This window comes from Rhizomicrobium sp. (assembly GCF_056722145.1).
Map to the genome: position 1 here is coordinate 1 of NZ_JBWZET010000013.1, position 17,844 is coordinate 17,844.

The following is a 17,844-nucleotide window of genomic DNA, read 5'->3' on the forward strand; positions in this document are numbered from 1 at the left end:
TCCCACAGCGTCGGCGCCAGTGCATCGGCGGCGTCGACGTGCGCCCGCAACACCGCGTTGAGCGGTACTTCGGCGCCGGTCAGTGCCGCTTCAACCGGCGCCAGAACATCGCGCACGTCGGCAAACCAGTGCTGCAGTTCGGCCGCGGCCGAGCCCAGCGCCTTGGCGATGCCGCCGAGACCCGCATCCGGCCGCGGCCCGCGTAACGTCTTGTCGAGCGCCCGCGCCATACGCCGGAAGTCGGCGGGCTCCTTGCCGAGCGTTGCCAGCGGATGCTTCAGCAGCGCCAAAAGCGGGATCGGCGCGAAACCTTCATCGGCGGCTTCGGCGACGAGGCAGAGGAAGGCGCCCGCGGTGGTGCGCGGCAGCGAGCGGCCGGCGGAATCGTCGATCGCTACCGACCAGCGCGACAGCTGCGCTCCGACACGACGGGCGAGACCACGATCGCGCGTCACCAGCGCCGCGGTCCGGTTCGGCGTTTCCAGCGCCTCGCGCAGCATCAGCGCGATGACGGCGGCTTCCTCGGCCGGATCGGCGGCTTCCAGCAGCGACAGCCCGTCCACCTTCGGCGTGTCGAGACCTTCCGCCAGTGCCCGCCACGCATCGGTGGTCGGGGCCGGGCGCAACACTTCGCGCAGCAGCCGCTCGCGCTCGATGTCGGCCGGCACGTCCGTCCAGTCTTCCACTTCGTCGCGCCGCACGTCGATGCGCTGCAGCAGCTGCTTGAGGGTGAATTGCGGATGATTGGGTTCCATCCGCTCCCAGCTGTCGGCATCAAGTTCGCGGTCGAGCCCCGGCAGCACGACATAGCCGTTGGGCAGCCGTGCGATCACACCCAGCAGGTCGGCAGTGGCGGGAATGGAGCCGGTGGAACCGGCGGCGACGATCGGGCGGTCGGTCTGGCGCAGCCGCGCCGTCAGGGCCGCGAGCGCGCGATTGCGGTGGTCGGCGGGATTGATGGCGCCTTCCTTTTCCAGCAACGGCGGCCAGACGTCGTGGATGATCGACAGAAACGCTTTCACCTCGGCCCAATGCGCCGCCAGCGACGCAGGCGCGAGATCGTCGAGCTTGCTTAAGTCCGCGCCCTGGCGTTCCGCTTCGTCCATCACCGCCGCAAGGCTGCGCGACAGCGTCGCCGCTTGGCCGAAACTCATGGTGCCGCCGTCGCGGGTGTGGCTCCAGCGCCGGATCAGGGCGGCGAGCAACAGGCGGCGGCGCAGCGGCGCAATCGCCGGCGGCAGGTCGAGAACCTCGGAACTCGCATCCAGCAGCAGCTCGTCTTCATCGACATCGCCGAGCGGGCGGAATTCGGGCAGCAGCACCGCGCCTCCGGCTGCGCGCGCGAAAATCTCGGCAATGCTGCGGGCCGCGCGCCGCGTCGGCAGGTAGATGGTGACGTCGGCAAGAGTCGTGGCATCGCCGCCGATGCGCGCGATCAAGCCCTTTGCCAACGCGGCGGAGAACGGCACGCTCGCCGGGATGGTATAGACGTGGGCGCGGAGGTCAGGCTGCGGGGGCAAGGTCGGCAAGATAGGCTTCGGCCTCGGCCACGGCTTGCGGCGTGCCGACGTGGATCCAGACGCCATCAAGGCGCATGCCGTAGAGACGCTCCTTTTCGATCGCCCGGTCCCAGACGATATTGGTCGAGAAGCCGCCGCCCGGCGGGTCTTCGAACAGCCGCGGATGCACGATCTGGACGCCGGGATAGGCGAACGGCGACACCCGGCCCGGCGGCACGCGGCTCAAATGGCCCATCGAGTCCATCAGGAAGTCGCCGACGCCCTCATAGCCCTTGGAGTTGATCAGCGGCACCACCAGCAGCAGCGCGTCCATGGCTTCCGGGTCCCAGCGCTTCTTCATGTCGTCGAGCGCGTGGCCATAGCCTTCGACCCAGATGGTGTCCGAGTTGTGGATGAAGAACGGCTCGTCGCCGAAATAGTGCAGCGCCCGCACCACGCCGCCGCCGGTGCCGAGCAGTCCGTCGCTCTCGTCGGAATAGATGATCTCGACATCCTTGCGGCCGGCGAGATGGGCTTTGATCATCTCGGCCTTGTAGTGCAGGTTGACCACGATCGAGGTCACGCCGGCGTCCACCAGCCGGTCGATGGCGTGGTCGAGCAGGGTCCGGCCGGAAACTTCCACCAGCGGCTTGGGACGCGTATCGGTCAGCGGCCGCATCCGGGTGCCGAGACCCGCGGCCATGATCATCGCACGCGTCGGTAAACTCATGTCAGGCTCCTTGGTTCGGGACGCCTCGCGCCGCGAACGGTATCGTCCGATCATACCACGATTTGAGCTCCGCCAAGGCCGGATGCGTAAGATCGTTATTCAGATACGACCACACTCTGGGCAGAAGGTCGAGATAGCGGGCCTTGCCGTCGCGCCGCGCCAGCCGTGCAAAAATGCCGACGATCTTGGTGTTGCGCTGGGCGGCGTAGACGGCCATCTCCAGCGCAAACGCATCGCCGTCGACCGGCGTGCCTTGTGCCTGCATTTTGTCAAGGTAATGCGACAGCGTCAGCCGGCCGGTTGCGGCGGACACGTCGCGGCGGGCGTCTTCCACCAGCGAGATCATGTCGTAGGCGGGTGAGCCGGCGACGCCGTCCTGGAAATCGATCAGGCCGACGCGGGCGGCGCCGTCGCGCCCCGGCATCCACATCAGGTTCTGGGCGTGATAGTCGCGGTGGACGAACACCGGGCGGGTGTTCAGCACCGGCGCCAGCACGGCGCGCCACAAGCCATGGAACTCGGCAAGTTCGTCGGCGGTGGCGGAGCGGCCGAGCCCGACCGGGAAGAACCATTCGGTCAGCAGGTCCACTTCCGCCAGCAGCGCGGTCTCGTCATAGGCGTGCAGCACCTTGTCGGGCGGCAGCACCGCCGGCGCGGTATCGGCGTGGATGCGGGCGAGCACCTCGGCGGCGCCCTGGTAAAGCTCGGTCTCGGAAACACCCTTGGCGAGGGAGTCGGTGAAAAGGTCGGCGCCGAGGTCTTCCATCAGCACATAGCCGTTTGGCGCGTCGGCGGCATAAATCTCCGGCGCGGAGAGGCCGAGGCCGGTCAGATAGTTTGCGGCGGCCACAAACCGTCCGCAGTCGGCACCGGCTAGCCGCGCCACGGCGTTGTAGCCGAGGGCCTGACGCTCGGCCGGGGTGGCATTGGCGGCAGCGGTGGGGGCTTCGGCGCCTTGCGGCTGGTCCATCAGCAGCGCGGTCTTGTCGCCGCGGACGAGGCGGATGTAGCGGCGGGTAGAGGCATCGCCGGTCAAGGGCTGGCGTTCGGCATCGGCCCAGCCGGCGGATTTCAGGAAAGCATCAATCGAGCGATCAGACGGCACGTTACAATCCCCGCAAAAGCCTCGCCCAGCGCGCCGGTCCAGTGAGATCGGCCTGGCGTGATTGGGCATCCGGCATGGTCAACAAAACGGTAAGAGCATCATCGGGCAGCAGCCCCCCAGCGCGTTCCGGCCATTCGACCAGCACGGCGCCGTCTTCCAGCGCCTCGTCCAGACCCAGTTCGGCGATTTCGCGCGGGTCCTCGAGGCGGTAGAGATCGTAGTGGCGCACGACGAGCCGCGGCGCCTCATAGGTCTGCACCAGGGTGAAGGTCGGGCTCGGCATCGGCCCGGTAAGGCCGAGGGCGGTCAGGATGCCGCGCGCCAAAGCCGTCTTGCCGGCGCCGAGGTCGCCCTTGAGCGCCACCAGGTCGCCGGGCTCGAGCGCCGCCGCAATCCTGGCCCCGAGGGCGGCGGTGGCGGCCAGGTCGGGCAACGCGAGGCGGGCGGTAAACGGCGAATCCGGGTTCATTTCCCAGGTTTTAGCCCGCCCGCTCCGGCGCCTCAACGAGACCAATTCGGGAATGATTGCGGGGCGGGCGCCGGCGTGTTACCCGGCCGCCATGAGCCAGATCGTCATTATCGGAGCAGGACAGGCGGGAGCCCAAGCGGTTGTCAGCCTGCGCAGTGAAGGATTTACCGGCGCCATCACCATGGTGGGCGACGAGGCGTTCGTGCCCTATCAGCGCCCGCCGTTGTCGAAGGCCTATCTGATGGGCACCTTCGCGCGCGAGCGGCTGTTCCTCAAACCGGAACATGCCTACGCGGAAGCCGGGTGCAATCTGATCTTGAACGCCAGCGCCACGGCAATCGATCGCGGCGCCAAGACGGTCACGCTGAACGACGGCCGGGTGCTCCCCTATGATCAACTGCTGATTGCCACCGGCACGCGCATCCGCCCGATCACCTGTCCAGGCGCAACGCTGCCGGGCATCCATTACTTGCGCAGCATCGCCGACGTCGATGGCCTGCAGCCCGAGATCGTCGCCGGGAAGAAACTCGCCGTGATCGGCGGCGGCTTCATCGGCTTGGAAGTGGCGGCGGTCGCCAAGAAGCACGGGCTGGACGTCACCGTGTTCGAAGCGCTCGACCGTGTCATGGCGCGGGCGGTGTCGAAGCCGGTGTCGGATTTCTTCGAAGCCACCCATCGCGCCGCCGGCGTGAAGATCGTGACCGGAACCGGTGTGGAAGGCTTCGAGGGTGCGGTCAGCGCCGTGCGCGCCGGCGGCAAGCTTTATCCCGCCGATGTCGTGCTGGTCGGGATCGGCGTCTTGCCCAACAGCGAAATCGCCGCCGCCGCGGGCATCGAATGCAAGAACGGCATCGTCGTCGACAGACACGCGCGCACCTCGGACCCGGATGTGTTCGCGGCGGGCGATGTCACCTGGCACGAGGGGCGCGACGGAGGCTGGCTGCGTTTGGAAAGCGTCCAGAATGCCATCGACCAGGCCAAGATCGCTGCGAGCGCCATGGCCGGCAAGCCGCGCGAGTACAGCGAAGTGCCGTGGTTCTGGTCGGACCAGTACGACCTCAAACTCCAGATTGCCGGCCTGACCCGTCCCGGCGATGTGCAGGTGGTGCGGGGCGATCCGGCGGCGCGCAAATTCGCGGTGTTCCATCTGCGTGATGGCGCCGTCGCCGCGGTGGAGGCGGTCAACAGCGCGCCGGAATATCTGGTCGGCCGCAAACTGATCGCCGAGCGCGCCCGCGTCGCGCCGGAACGGCTCGGTGATATGTCGGTGCCGATCAAGAACGTGATGTAATCCCTTTCCCTTACCGCATCACCCGCGTCTCCGGCACGGGACCATAGGACGGCGAGGCGCCGACCAGACGGACCTCGAAGCGGTCGAGCACGATCCCTGGGTCAAGCGCGGTGACGGTCAGCGTGTGCGCCCCCGGCTTGAGGGCGATATCGTGCAGCGCCACCTCGGCGGCATTGTCGAGCACGTTCTGCCGCCACTTGGCGCCGTAATAGACGATGCTGAAGTCCAGCACCTTGGCGGGCGCGCCGTCGAGCGACACCGCAATCCGCAAGTGGTCGGCCTTGGTGATCGGGAAGGTCGGCAGAGCGATCACCCGGATGGTGGCGATCTCGTCGATGACGTAATTCGGGAAGCTGTAATCGCGATCCTGCGGGCCGGTGGCGAAGCGATAGGTCACGCGCGGCGCTTTTGCCATCGCATTCACATCGGCGGGATCGACCGGCTTCAGGTCGAGGCTCGACTGCAGGCCGGCATCGACATGCCCGACGCCGGCGAGCACGTTCCAGGCGCCGGATTTCTCGTCGGCATGGCTGGCATAGATCGACACCACGCCCTGGGAATCGACAAACGACGCCGGCGTGGTCATCGGCGGGGCGATGCGCACATGCACCGGCAGCGGCTGCTTGCCGGCACTGCAGGTGAGGGTGACGGTACCTTCGCCCTGCAGCGGCGCCTTCGACCAATCGACCGATACCATGATGCGACGCTCGTAGGTCTTGGTGGCGGTCGAGAAATGGCCGGCATCGCGACTGATCTTGATCCACGGTGCGCTGGCGGCGGCAGTCCAGTCTTCGTCGATCGGCTGGCTCGTGAAGACGTCAAGATAATAGCTGCGGGTGCCGAGTTCGTGCTTGAACGTCGGTAGCGTCGGTGTCCACCAGCCGACGTCGTCGAAATAGCCGCCGCCTTCCACCTGCACGCCGCACTTGGACGCATCGGCGGGCGCGCGCCACGCCGGCACATAGGGGGCTTCGAAATTCGGCAGCGCGTGGGCGTATTGCTCGACCTCGCCGTTCCATTTGCCGCCTTCGATTTCGGTGTTGTAGCGGCGGGTTGCGGTGGTGATCCGGTCCTGCATCGCGGCAGCTTCTTCGGCGTAGACGTTGGCGCTGGCGCGATGCTGCAGGCCGTATTCGATCGACTTGTCGAGGTCCAGCTGGCGAAGGCTCATGGCGCCGCCGGCTTCCACCGTATACTGAACGAGTTCATAGAAGGCGGACTTGCGGTCGTCTGGCATCGTCGCCATCTGCTGGTCGGATTCGGCCATGATGGCCTTGTAGGTGCCGGCACGCCGCCCATTCTCGTCGCCGAAATCGAGGATGTTGAAGGCACCTTGCCTGACCGGGGATTCCGGGAAGGTAGTCGAGAACGACGCCAATTCCGGATTCTTGTCGAAGGCGAGCCGGTAATAGGTTGCCATGATGCGGGCGACGGCGTCGCGATGCTCAGGGCCGAAATTCTTCCCCGCCCAGTCGCGCAAATAGGCATCGACGCTTTCCGGCTTGGCGAAGGCATCGACATCGAAGGCCATCGCCAGGAAGAACTCGTTTAGATATTCCACCGGCTTGATCGAGCCGACGTTCAGCACCCACAGATTGCGGGCGTTGAAATGATAGGCCTTGGTCATCTCCTCCCACATCAGAGACGGGCTGGTGGAGCCGAGCCACAGATAGGCCGCCGGCGCGCCCCAGAAGGTGGCGTGATAATAGACGCCGGCGCCGCCGGAGCGCTGCCGCTCGGCGGCATTGTCGAGCTGCATGATGTAGCCGAAATTGTCCTCCGACCAGTTGAGGATGATGTCGTCTGGCAGCTTGATGCGGCCGGTGTTGTAGGCGGGCGTGATCTCCTTGTAGGGCGTGAACACCTGCGGAATCTGGTCGGCCGGCTTGCCCAGAACTTCGCTGAGGATCTTGCGCTGCTCGGCAATGGCGTCGGAAACAACGTCCGCCATCTTCTCGGGCGTGTCGGCGCCCTGCATCGGGAAGTCGTCGGCGCCCCTGAGGCCGACGGTATAGAGATTGTCATAGGTTCCGAAGCGGCGCACCACTTCGCGCCAGTATTCAATCATGTTCTGTTTGTTGACGAGCCAGTTGTATGGCCCGCGCACCTTGGGGTCCCATTCGGCGGAATTGGCGCGCAGCAGCATCTCCACATGCGAGGAGCCGCGCACGATGGCGTAGTCGCGGGCGAGGTCGTAGTCCTCGGGATAGGTGTTGAACACCGGGTCCTTCGGGTTCATTGCCGGCCACAACAGATTCGCCTTCAGCCGCCACATCAGTTCGAACACGCGCCCGTAGGTCTTGGGTCCGATGCCGTGACGCTCGGGCTCGAAAGTCTCGGCCGCCCATTTGTGCAGATTGTTGGAATTGATGAAGAAGCCGCGGAACTTCACCGACGGCTCCTTGGAATAGCGCGGCGAGGCGTCGACCGCGATGCGATTGGTGCGGCGGGTCTTGACGTCGGCCCACCACTGCCAGGGCGACACGCCCATTTCGCGGGTCAGATCGATCACGCCCCAAATAGTGCCGCGCACGTCGGAGCCGAAAATCAGCAGCGCTTTCTGTTTCGCGTTCCCCGGCGCGGGGATCACGGCCCGACCGTAGGTTTCCCATTTGCCGTCGATGGCGGCCGTCGAAATCGCGTTCTTCCTGAGCAGCGCTGCGATCTCGGGCGCCGAGGCAAGGCCGACGATAATGCGCGCATTGGCGGTGCCCGCTTGCACCGACGGGGTGCGGCCGGTGAGGTCGTGCAAGTCGCGTGCGAGCAGCGCGGCCGCCTTCTGGATAGGCTTGTCGCCGACATAGGCGATCGGTGCGACGGTCTTGCCGTCGAACAGCGTCAAATCCGCCGCGCAGGCAGGCGTGGCAACGATAAGGAGAGTGGCGAAGAAAGTACCCGCAAAACGCATGGCGCGACCTCGGTCCGGCATCGTCGTTACGACGAAGTGGCGCGCACATTCCCTACGGTCATATACCCGCAACCGGTGCATTTGGATCAAGAAGGTGTGACTCACACCATCTCGCGTTCGCGTTCCGCCGGCGGCGGCGGCGGGGTGTCGTGGATGCGGCGCGGGAAGTGGCAGCGCACCAGGGTGCCGATGGCCTGTTTGCCCTTCATGCCATTGCCGCTGTCGATCTCGACCCAGCCGTCGTGCAGTTCGACGAAGCGGTTGACGAGGGCGAGGCCGAGACCGGCGCCGCCGCGTTGACCCGCGGCCGACTTGGCGGAGAATTTCTCGAACGCGCGGGCGCGCATTTCGGGGTCCATGCCGGGGCCGTCGTCGCGGACCCAGACCTGCACGTCTTCGCCGTCGATGCGCCCGCCCAGCACGATGGTGCCGCCCTTGGGCGTGAACTTGAAGGCGTTGGACAGCAGATTGAACACCACCTGCCGCACCCGCCGCGCATCGGCGAGGAAGAAGCCGGCGTCCTCGCGGCAATCGATCTTCAGCGCGAGCCCGACCTTGCCGCCCCATTCGTGGGCGTGGCTCGCCACTTCGCTCAACATCGGGAACAGGTCGATGCGCTCGAGTTCAAGCCGCAGCCCGCCGGATTCGATCATGGCGAGGTCGAGGATATCGCTGACCAGGCTGGTGAGCGTCGATGACGCCTGCATAATATCCTTGATGTAGCCGGTCTGGCGCAGATTGAGCGGCCCGAATTCCTCCGACGCCAGCAGTTGTGCGAATCCGGCGATGGTGGTGATCGGCGTGCGCAGTTCGTAGCTGACGTTCCTGATGAAATCCGATTTCAGCCGGTCGGCGGCTTCGAACGCCTCGGCCCGCTCGCGCAGGACATGCTCGATGCGGAAGCGGTCGGTGACGTCGGAGAAGGTGGCGAGCGTGGCACCATCGGGCAGCGGCGACAGGCCGAGCGCCAGGATGGAGCGGTCGTTGCGCTCGATTTCGCCCATGTGGCGGTCGGTTTCGGCGCCGGCGACGATGGCCGCGATCAGCCGCTCCCACACCGGCGTTTCGCCCCACTTCTCGGCGCAGGCCGCCGCGATGGCGCGCACATGCGGCTCTTCGTCGAGGTCCTTGTCGGTGAGGCTCCACAGTTTCGCGAAGGCGGCATTGTGCAGCTTGAGCCGGCCATCGGGGCCGAACACCGCAACGCCTTCCAGCAGCGTGTCGAGCGTCGCCGACTGCACCTGGATCAGCGTCTTGTACGACGTCGCCAGCGACAGCTTTTCGGTGACGTCTTCATAGAGGAAGGTGAGGCCGCCGAACGGATGCGGCTGGGCGACGACGCGCAAGGTCTTGCCGCCGGGCACATGCCACAAATCCTCGGACGGATAATCGCGCGCCGTCTTGTAGAGTTCGAGCCGCTCGTTTTTCCAGCCGCGATAGTCGCGCTGTTCGGGGAGTTTGCGTTCCTCGCGCAGGCGGTCGAGGATTTCGGCGTCCGACGGATTGCGATTGAGCCACTTCTCCGGCAGGTCCCACAGCGCGACATAGGCGCGGTTGTAGAACTGCAGTTTCTGGTCCGGCCCGAAGATCGCAACCGCCGTCGCCAGCTTGTCGAGCGTGTCGGTGTGGGCGTCGATGTGCTGCTGCAGCTTGGCTTCGCCGGCGGCCACTTCGGTGACGTCGGAGGCGGTGCCGATGATGCCGGTCTCGGTCGGAATTTCGCTGATCTGCAGGGCACGGCGCAGGCCGCCGATCACCGCGTAGCGCTTGGCTTCGATCGGTTCGCCCTGGCTGCGCGCGGTGGCGGCGAGATCGCGTTCGGTCTTTTCCAGCGCGCCTTGCGAGCGGGCGGCGGTTTCGACATCGGGGGCGCCGGTGGTTTCGAGATACGCCTGATTGCCCCAGATCAGCGCCAGCGTCTTGTCGCGCATCCACACCGGAACCGGCAGCGCGTTGAGGATGCCGCGGAAGTCGAGCGACTGCGCTTCCGGCGCCGGCTCGATCCACACCGCTGCTTGGCCGCCGACGGCGCGGCCGCGCAAGGTCACGGTTCGCCCGACGGCATCGCGCGCCGGCAGGGTGAAGGAGGCGCCGCGCTCGCTGAGATCGTCGAGGGCCTTCGACAGCGCCGTGGCGTCGGGACCCTTGAGGCAGGAGTCCAACTGCGCTTCGGCACCGCCGTAGGACAGCGGGCCTTCATTGTCGCGACCCCATACGATCAGCGCATCGCGGCTGACATCGAGCAATGCGTCGCGCTCGCCGACCGCCGCGCGCTGGCGCGCGCCGGCATTGCGCAACTGCCGCTTCAGGCGAATGGTGCGGCGCTGTTCCATCAGTGCCCAGGCGCCAGCCGCCACGGCCAGCGCCACGGCGCCGGTGGCAATGCCGGTGAGTATCATTGCCGTTTGGTCAAGCGGCAGCGTGGGTTCTCCGGCCATCGCCGGACCCGTCACGCATGCGGCGCAGGCCGCAACCGATAGGAGAAGTCTCCCTCGCATTACCCACGTTTCCGGTGTTCTTTTATGTCCCATTCGGGACTGCCCCGGGTACCACCTGAGGACGCCCCATGCGCCGAATCAGTGTGGAATCAACATGATACGGGCATTAACCCTCCGCGCAACACCTTGTGGTTAAAAAAGTGTTAAAGCGCAGATGTAGGGTGCTACCCAGCCGTTGGGACGGTTTCCAAATCCTGAGTCAAATCAGTGGTCTAAAAACTCAGGCTACGGAAAGAACGCCCGCCAAAAAATTTTTGGCGGACTCGCGTTAAGGAGTTCTTTACGCAACCGAAAAAGCCACCGCCTGCGATTCGCTGCCTCAGGAGTGTTACTTAGAGTCAGTGCACCACCACGCTGACCGGCGCCAAGCCCGGGCGGAATGCCGTCTTCACGGTGGCGGTGCGGCCGCCGGCGGTGACCGTGATGGTGTAGTCGCCGTAAAAGGCCCTCAGCGAGGTGGTGCCGTCGGCCGCGGCGGTGCGGGTCTCGTCGGTCCACCAGTCGTGGTAGATCAGCTTCTTCCACACCTTGTAGTTCGGCTTCTCCGACCAGTCGCGGCGCAGCAGGGCGGCGTTGTCGTGATGCTCATTACCTTCCCACCAGCCCCACAGCACGAAGGCGTCGGCTGCGGGATGGCTGAATACGGCGGTGAGGGCGTCGCGGGTGAAATCGGCCTGCGCCTCTTCGTCGGGTGTATCGACGGTGAACTCGGTGATTTCCAATGGCAGCTTGTAGCGCGCGAATTCGTCCATCACGGCGATGATGCGGGCCGGATCGGTGAGGTCGGCGCCGAAATGGCCCTGCAGGCCGATGCCGCTCACCGGCACGCCCTTCGCCAGCATGTCCTCGATCCAGGCGTGATAGAAGGCGAGGTTTTTCTCGTTGTGGCCACCGCCGGAGATGATGCCGTACTCATTGACGAACAGCTCGGCTTTCGGCGCCAGCTGATGCGCGGTGCGGAAGGCATCGGCGAAGATGTCGGGACCGGCGATGTCGGGAATGTAGTGGCCGTCGCGCGGCTCGTTGACGACATCCATGGCATAGGCGCCATAGTGCGCCGCAATCGGCACGACATCGCGGACATGATCGAGGATCGCCGCCCGCGCCGCCGCGGGATCGCCGGCCAGCGCCTTGATGTGCTTGGGGGTGATGTCCTCGCGCGGATAGATCACGGTGTGGGCGCGGAAGTCATAGCCATTCTGCTGCAGCCAAGCCATCGACGCGATGTAGTTGGCGCGCCATTCCGGCCGGTACCAGCCCCAGTCGCCCCAATAGATCGGCGAGGTGGCGAAGTTGAAGCTGTCGCGGAAACTCTGGCGCAGCTTGTCGGCATCGGGACCGCTGGCGTTGGCGAGATTGTGCCCGACGAACGAGCCGAAGCGAAAGGCGTGCCGGGTCATCGCGATGTGCACCGCAGCGCCCGGCACCGGCTTGCCACTGGCATTGGTCACGCGCACCGAGAAATCGCCCATGCGGATGGCGCGGATACGGGCGGCCGCCGCGGCACGCCACGGCGCATCGGCTTCGCGTCCGGGATAGGTGATGCGGCTCACCGGCAATTGCGCCAGCGCCACGCCGGGGCCGAGGTCGAGCACGAACACCGGTCCGAGATCGATGGTCTGGCGGCGGATGCCGACATGGGCGGTGACGATGGCGCTGCCGGCGGGCAGGTCTTCCGGTGCCACCGCCGAGGCATAGAACAGGCGCCATTGGCCGAGCGGCGCCAGCGCTCCGGTGCCGACCGCGACGGTCCACGGTGCGCCCTTTCCTTGAAGGTTGACCGCGGAGAGGATGCCCGACTGGCTTTCGTCGCTGGACTCCACGGCGCGGGCATAGAAGGCAAGGAACAGCACATCGCCTTTGCGCACCGCGCCGCCGACCGCGCCGATGGTGCCGGCGGAATAGCCTTCGCCCGGCGCCGAGACCTTGATGCGCCACGCCATGCCGCCCGGCACCGCGTCGTCGGCGATGGTCTCATGGGTCTGGTTGGCGCCATAGATGGAGACGGCACCGGGATCGTTGAGCAGCGTGCCCGCGACCGGCAGCTGCGTCCGCAACCGCGCCAGCTCGTCGCCATAAGACCCGGCAACCGCCGACGTGCACACCAACACCAGCGCCGCAACCACATAAACCAGCCGCATGAACCCCTCCGCCGCTTCGACGGGGCACCATAACAGCGTTGCGGGATGGCGAAAACGCACTGTCAGCGCACGATCACCTCAAAGGCCCTAAGCGAAACCTCGCCGCGGCCCTGGGTTACCTCGTTACCGAGTTCGACGCTGGTGAGGTAGGCACCGCGCGCGAGCAAGCCGCGCCGCATCAATTCGTCGAGGAAAGGCCTTGTGTCGAGTTCGCCCTTCAGAACCGGCGTGCGGGCGACAAACTGCACCAGCGGCCAGGTGAAGGGATCGGGGCCGGTCACCATGCCCTGGTCCTTCTTCAGCCACAGGTCGAAGGTGGTGCCGGCCGCTTCCACCGCACCGATCTTTTCGCCGGTCGGCGCCTGTCCGTGGGCGACATTCCAGACCATGATTTCGAGCGCGATGTTCTTCTGCACAGCCGGCAGCTTCGACTCCGCCCACAGCGAGAACGCCATGTTGTAGATGCCGTCGGCCTTCAGATCGATGTCGAAGCGGATGAGGGGCGCTTTTTCGCCGGCCGGGAAAGGAAAATCTGCACGCAGGACTTGCGGCGCATCCCACGGCTTGTCGCCGCAAACGATCTCGGGCATCGACAGCACGGCCGTGCCGGCTGCCTTCCAGGTCCATCCCGGCAGCATTTTGCCGTCGCGGTTTTCGGCAAAGATCGTCTGCGCGAATCCCGCGGGCGTGTGTGGCGGGTCCCAGACATTGTTGACCAAGGCGCAATCGCCAACTTGCAATCGCGCATTCGGTTTGTCCGAAGCAACGCGCTCAAATTGCGCGACGACCAGCTTGTGGGGATCGAGACCGGGAAGAGTCTGTGCCGACGCCACGCTGCCGAATGCCAGAACGCCCAAAATCGCCGCTGCGAACCGCATAGCCGTCTCCCCCCTAAGAATGGCGGCGCCAGTCTACAGCGGCTGACCGGCGCAACCAATGCTGTCGGCGGACGTCGCCCTCAGAGCCCGGTGTCGATCTGCAGGTGGCGCAAGTCTTCCAGCAGGCTCGGGCCGGTCGGGGTCCAACCGAGTACGGCGCGCGTCTTGGCGCTCGAAGCCGGCATGTCGACACCGGCGAACATTGCCATCCAGCCGAAGAAGGCCGGCGCATCGTCCGGGCTGATCGACTTGACGGGCAGGCTCAGGCGTTGGGCGATGGTCTCGGCCACGGCGCGCATGCTCACGCCCTCTTCGGCGACGGCATGATAGCGCGCGCCCCGTTCACCCTTTTCGAGCGCCAGCCGGTAGAGGTGCGCGACATCGAGAACGGCCGCCGCGCACCAGCGGTTCGAGCCGTCGCCGATGTAGGCGCAGAAGCCCTTCTCGCGATAGATCTGGACCGCGTAGGTGATGAGGCCTTGCCGGGTCGTATCGTGGACTTGCGGCAGGCGCACCACCGATGCCGTCACGCCGTCATCGGCAAGCGCCATCGCCGTGGCTTCGGAGGCGCGCGGGAAATTCTGCGCCGGACGGTCGTCTTCGGTTGCCACCCGGCCCGGCGCCAACAGGCCGACACCGCCCGTCACCAAGAACGGCCGGTCAGACCCTTTCAGCACCGAACCGATCGCGAGAATGGCGCGGCGGTCGAGTTCGCTGTTTTCCGCAAACTTGGAAAAATCGTGATTGAAGGCGAGATGGATGACGCCATCGCAGTCCGCCGCGCCGTGCTTGAGGCTGTCGAGGTCTTCGAGTGTGCCGGGCTCAACCTCGGCGCCGGTTGCCGCCAGCGCCGCCGCTTTGGCCTCGTCGCGGTAAAGGCCGAGCACCTGATGGCCGGCAGCGATCAGTTCTTTGGTCACGGCCATGCCGATGAAGCCGGTCGCACCTGTCACGAATACGCGCATGGGGAAGGTCTCCTTGGGTTGAGACATATCTGGTGGCGCATGGTATCCTGGTAAAGTAGTGACTTTATCATGGTATAATTGGTAACAGGATGAGCGATCAAAACCTGCTCGGGGCCTATCTGAAAGACCGGCGCGCCAAGCTCGATCCGGCCGCGCTCGGATTTTCGTCGGGACGCCGCCGCACCAAAGGCCTGCGCCGCGAGGAGGTCGCCCAGCGCGCCAACATCAGCCCTACCTGGTACACCTGGCTCGAGCAGGGGCGGGGCGGAGCGCCGTCGGCCGATGTGCTCGATCGCATCGCGCGGGCGCTGATGCTGACCGAAGTCGAGCGCGAGCATTTGTTTCTGCTGGGGCTCGGCCGGCCGCCGGAAGCGCGCTTCAAGAAGAACGACGCCGTCACGCCGCGGCTGCAGCGCGTGCTCGATGCGCTCAATCCGGTGCCGGCGCTGATCCGCACCGCGATCTGGGACGTGCTGGCGTGGAACAAGGCCGCCAGCGTGATGATGATCGACTACAGCACGCTGGCGCCCGATCAGCGCAACATCCTGCGCCACATCTTCCTCGATCCCAACGCCCGCGCCGCGCAGCGCGATTGGGAAAGCGTGGCGCGGTTTGCACTCGGCTCGTTCCGTGTGGAAGCGGCGCGGGCGGGCGCGGCGGCCGACATCGAACCGCTGGTCGCCGAACTCAGCCGCCTCAGCCCCGACTTCAAGCGGATGTGGGAAGCCAATGTCGTGCAGGGGCCCCACGGCGACGCGGTCAAGCATATCCGCCATGCGGTGCTGGGGACGCTCGCCTTTGAGTTTTCCACCTTCGCCGTCGACGGCCGCACCGATCTCAGCATGATGGTCTACAATCCGGCGACCACGGCGGACGCGGAGAAGATCAAGTCGCTGCTGTAGTGCGCCGAACGCCTGAATCCGAGCGTTAGTTCTTGGCGGTCACCAGTTTCCCGGCTTCGTCGTAGGCAAACGGGGTATGGCTCACCAGGATGCCGTTGCGATCGACCATGTCTTCGCTGACGACATTGCCGTTTGCGTCATAGCTCAAACGCACGGCGGCGAATTTCCACGGCGCGTTCACCACTTTGCCGTCGAGGCCATAATAGGTGAGGCCGAGCAGGTTGCCACTGGCGGCGAAAACGTCCTTGTAGCAGGCGATGCCCATCGGGCTGTTCTCGATCTCCAGTCTGTCGCTCAGATTGCAATGCTCGTCGACATGGCCGTCGGCAGTGAATGTGAAAGCGGAGATGTGGAACGGGAAGGTCGGCGCCATCGCAGCGAGGCCGCCTTTCAGGTCAAAGCGCCGCTCGATGATGCGGTCGCCGCGCTTCTCCCAGGCGTAGCGCGCGATGTGCCAGTTGGATTCCATCGGCTGGCCGCGAAGATCAAGGAATTCGAGACTGGTCTTGAAGCCGGTCCGATCGTACGAATAGATCTCTTCATACACCTCGCGCAGATTGCGGACCCGGTTGCCGGCCTTGTCATAGAAGCGGTGAGCTTCCTTGCCGCCCTGGTAGGTGATCGTCGTGCGGAACGCGCCGAGGTGGGTCAGCGGGTGATTGTGCCAGCCTTCCGAACTGAAGTTGCGGATTTCAATCACCCGCGACTGGGCGTCGGTGACGAACTCATAATGCTCGACCGATTTGGCCTGTTCGGCGCTGATTTCGTCCGTACCCGCGTAGGCGAGATAGGGCGTCTGGTGATTGAGCGGAAGGTGGCGGAAATAGTGCACCGGCGGTTCGGCCAGCGCCGCGGCGGCAAACACGGGCAGCATCAGCGCGAGGTGCTGCAATATCACGGCGGTGCGGCGGCGATGTCCAGGCATGGCGATGTCCCCCTTGATGATCCTCGCCGGCGCGGCGGTCAGCAAATGTGATGTAGGTCGGCCGGGCCGTCGCGCCAATCACGTTTTCGTCAGTCGGCACGGCGCCAACGAAAACGCCTCCCCCTCGGGTGAAGGGGAGGCGTTCGTTTGGCGCGGCCGGACGGCTTAGTAGCGGTACGTTTCTGCCTTGAACGGGCCCTGTTCGGCGACGCCGATATAGGCGGCCTGCTTGGGGCTCAGCGTGGTCATGTGGGCGCCGACCTTGGCGAGGTGCAGCATGGCGACCTTTTCGTCGAGGGTCTTGGGCAGCACATAGACTTTCTTCTCGTACTTGCCCTGATTACAGAACAGTTCGATCTGGGCGAGGCTCTGGTTGGTGAAGCTGGCGCTCATCACGAAGCTGGGGTGGCCGGTGGCGCAGCCCAGATTCACCAGCCGGCCCTCGGCCAAGAGAATGATGCGGTGACCGTCGGCGAACTCGATCTCGTCGACCTGCGGCTTGATGTTGTTCCATTTGAGATTGCGCAGGGACGAAACCTGGATCTCGGAATCGAAGTGGCCGATGTTGCAGACGATGGCGCGATCCTTCATCGCCCGCATGTGATCGATGGTGATGATGTCGACGTTGCCGGTGCAGGTGACGAAGATGTCGGCCTTGGGGGCGGCATCTTCCATGGTGACGACTTCATAGCCTTCCATCGCCGCCTGCAGGGCGCAGATCGGATCGACTTCGGAGACCATCACGCGGCAACCGGCCTGGCGCAGGCTGGCGGCCGAACCCTTGCCGACATCGCCGAAGCCGCACACCATCGCGACCTTGCCCGACATCATGACGTCGGTGGCGCGGCGGATGCCGTCGACCAGCGATTCACGGCAGCCGTACAGATTGTCGAACTTCGACTTGGTGACGCTGTCGTTGACGTTGATCGCCGGGAAGAGGAGCGTGCCGTCCTTTTCCATCTGATAGAGGCGATGCACGCCCGTGGTGGTCTCTTCGGTGACGCCCTTAATGTTCTTGGCGATGGCCGTATAGAAGCCCGGCTTGGAAGCGAGGCGCTGCTTGATCGCCGCGAACAGGACTTCTTCTTCCTCGCAGGTCGGCTTGTCGAGGAAGGCGGTGTCGCCGGCTTCAGCGCGCACGCCGAGGTGGATCAGCAGGGTGGCGTCGCCGCCGTCGTCGAGGATCATGTTCGGCGTGCCGCCGTCGGCCCATTCGAAGATGCGGTGGGTATAGTCCCAATAGTCGGTGAGGCTCTCGCCCTTGATGGCGAAGACCGGAACGCCGGCGGCGGCGATGGCGGCGGCGGCATGGTCCTGCGTCGAATAGATGTTGCAGGAGGCCCAGCGGATGTCGGCGCCGAGCGCCTTCAACGTCTCGATCAGCACCGCCGTCTGAATCGTCATATGCAGCGAGCCGGCGATCCTCGCGCCCTTCAGCGGCTGCTTCGGGCCGAATTCAGCGCGGGTCGCCATAAGGCCCGGCATCTCCGTCTCGGCGATCGCTTTTTTATTTAGGAAAAAGGAGGGCAATCG

At 65.4% G+C, this 17,844-nt stretch carries 13 protein-coding genes; 2 read left to right on the plus strand and 11 right to left on the minus strand.

The window, feature by feature from the left end:
* From AC1P6P_RS00685 to tsaE, 4 genes are all read right to left on the minus strand, one after another.
* A partial coding sequence (locus AC1P6P_RS00685) for a PD-(D/E)XK nuclease family protein (protein WP_481400508.1) occupies positions 1 to 1,529 on the minus strand: 1,529 nt, incomplete at its 3' end.
* Positions 1,504 to 2,229: a nucleotidyltransferase family protein gene (locus AC1P6P_RS00690; RefSeq protein WP_481400509.1), complete on the minus strand. Its 726-nt coding sequence runs from the start codon at positions 2,227 to 2,229 to the stop codon at positions 1,504 to 1,506. The genes AC1P6P_RS00685 and AC1P6P_RS00690, both read right to left, overlap by 26 nt.
* Before the next feature lies 1 nt (position 2,230).
* Positions 2,231 to 3,334: an aminoglycoside phosphotransferase family protein gene (locus AC1P6P_RS00695; RefSeq protein WP_481400510.1), complete on the minus strand. Its 1,104-nt coding sequence runs from the start codon at positions 3,332 to 3,334 to the stop codon at positions 2,231 to 2,233.
* Position 3,335: 1 nt separating this feature from the next.
* Positions 3,336 to 3,803 (minus strand): tRNA (adenosine(37)-N6)-threonylcarbamoyltransferase complex ATPase subunit type 1 TsaE, encoded by a 468-nt coding sequence (gene tsaE, locus AC1P6P_RS00700; protein ID WP_481400511.1) that lies wholly within the window; start codon positions 3,801 to 3,803, stop codon positions 3,336 to 3,338.
* A gap of 91 nt (positions 3,804 to 3,894) precedes the next feature.
* Here tsaE and AC1P6P_RS00705 point away from each other — a divergent pair, with 91 nt between their 5' ends.
* Positions 3,895 to 5,094 (plus strand): NAD(P)/FAD-dependent oxidoreductase, encoded by a 1,200-nt coding sequence (locus AC1P6P_RS00705; RefSeq protein WP_481400512.1) that lies wholly within the window; start codon positions 3,895 to 3,897, stop codon positions 5,092 to 5,094.
* Positions 5,095 to 5,104: 10 nt separating this feature from the next.
* On the opposite strand, the gene AC1P6P_RS00710 is transcribed toward AC1P6P_RS00705, so the two are convergent.
* From AC1P6P_RS00710 to AC1P6P_RS00730, 5 genes are all read right to left on the minus strand, one after another.
* On the minus strand, positions 5,105 to 8,002 hold the full coding sequence (locus AC1P6P_RS00710) for a glycosyl hydrolase 115 family protein (protein WP_481400513.1): 2,898 nt from the start codon (positions 8,000 to 8,002) through the stop codon (positions 5,105 to 5,107).
* A 101-nt stretch (positions 8,003 to 8,103) separates the two neighbouring features.
* Positions 8,104 to 10,440 carry a PAS domain-containing sensor histidine kinase gene (locus tag AC1P6P_RS00715; RefSeq protein ID WP_481400514.1) on the minus strand — a complete coding sequence of 779 codons (2,337 nt, stop codon included), beginning with the start codon at positions 10,438 to 10,440 and terminating at the stop codon, positions 8,104 to 8,106.
* Between the two features lie 398 nt (positions 10,441 to 10,838).
* Entirely contained in the window at positions 10,839 to 12,641 is a 1,803-nt protein-coding gene (locus tag AC1P6P_RS00720; RefSeq protein WP_481400515.1) for an endo-1,4-beta-xylanase, read from the minus strand.
* Positions 12,642 to 12,703: 62 nt separating this feature from the next.
* Positions 12,704 to 13,519 carry a GH12 family glycosyl hydrolase domain-containing protein gene (locus AC1P6P_RS00725; protein WP_481400516.1) on the minus strand — a complete coding sequence of 272 codons (816 nt, stop codon included), beginning with the start codon at positions 13,517 to 13,519 and terminating at the stop codon, positions 12,704 to 12,706.
* Between the two features lie 80 nt (positions 13,520 to 13,599).
* Positions 13,600 to 14,484, minus strand: coding sequence for an SDR family oxidoreductase (locus tag AC1P6P_RS00730; RefSeq protein WP_481400517.1), 885 nt, complete (start codon positions 14,482 to 14,484; stop codon positions 13,600 to 13,602).
* 89 nt (positions 14,485 to 14,573) lie between these two features.
* On the opposite strand from AC1P6P_RS00730, the gene AC1P6P_RS00735 reads away from it, so the two are divergent.
* On the plus strand, positions 14,574 to 15,386 hold the full coding sequence (locus AC1P6P_RS00735; protein WP_481400518.1) for a helix-turn-helix transcriptional regulator: 813 nt from the start codon (positions 14,574 to 14,576) through the stop codon (positions 15,384 to 15,386).
* A 25-nt stretch (positions 15,387 to 15,411) separates the two neighbouring features.
* On the opposite strand, the gene AC1P6P_RS00740 is transcribed toward AC1P6P_RS00735, so the two are convergent.
* Together AC1P6P_RS00740 and ahcY are read right to left on the minus strand one after the other, a co-directional pair.
* Positions 15,412 to 16,311 carry a hypothetical protein gene (locus AC1P6P_RS00740; RefSeq protein ID WP_481400519.1) on the minus strand — a complete coding sequence of 300 codons (900 nt, stop codon included), beginning with the start codon at positions 16,309 to 16,311 and terminating at the stop codon, positions 15,412 to 15,414.
* Positions 16,312 to 16,476: 165 nt separating this feature from the next.
* Positions 16,477 to 17,841 carry an adenosylhomocysteinase gene (gene ahcY / locus AC1P6P_RS00745; protein WP_481400520.1) on the minus strand — a complete coding sequence of 455 codons (1,365 nt, stop codon included), beginning with the start codon at positions 17,839 to 17,841 and terminating at the stop codon, positions 16,477 to 16,479.
* Between the last annotated feature and the right edge of the window lie 3 nt (positions 17,842 to 17,844).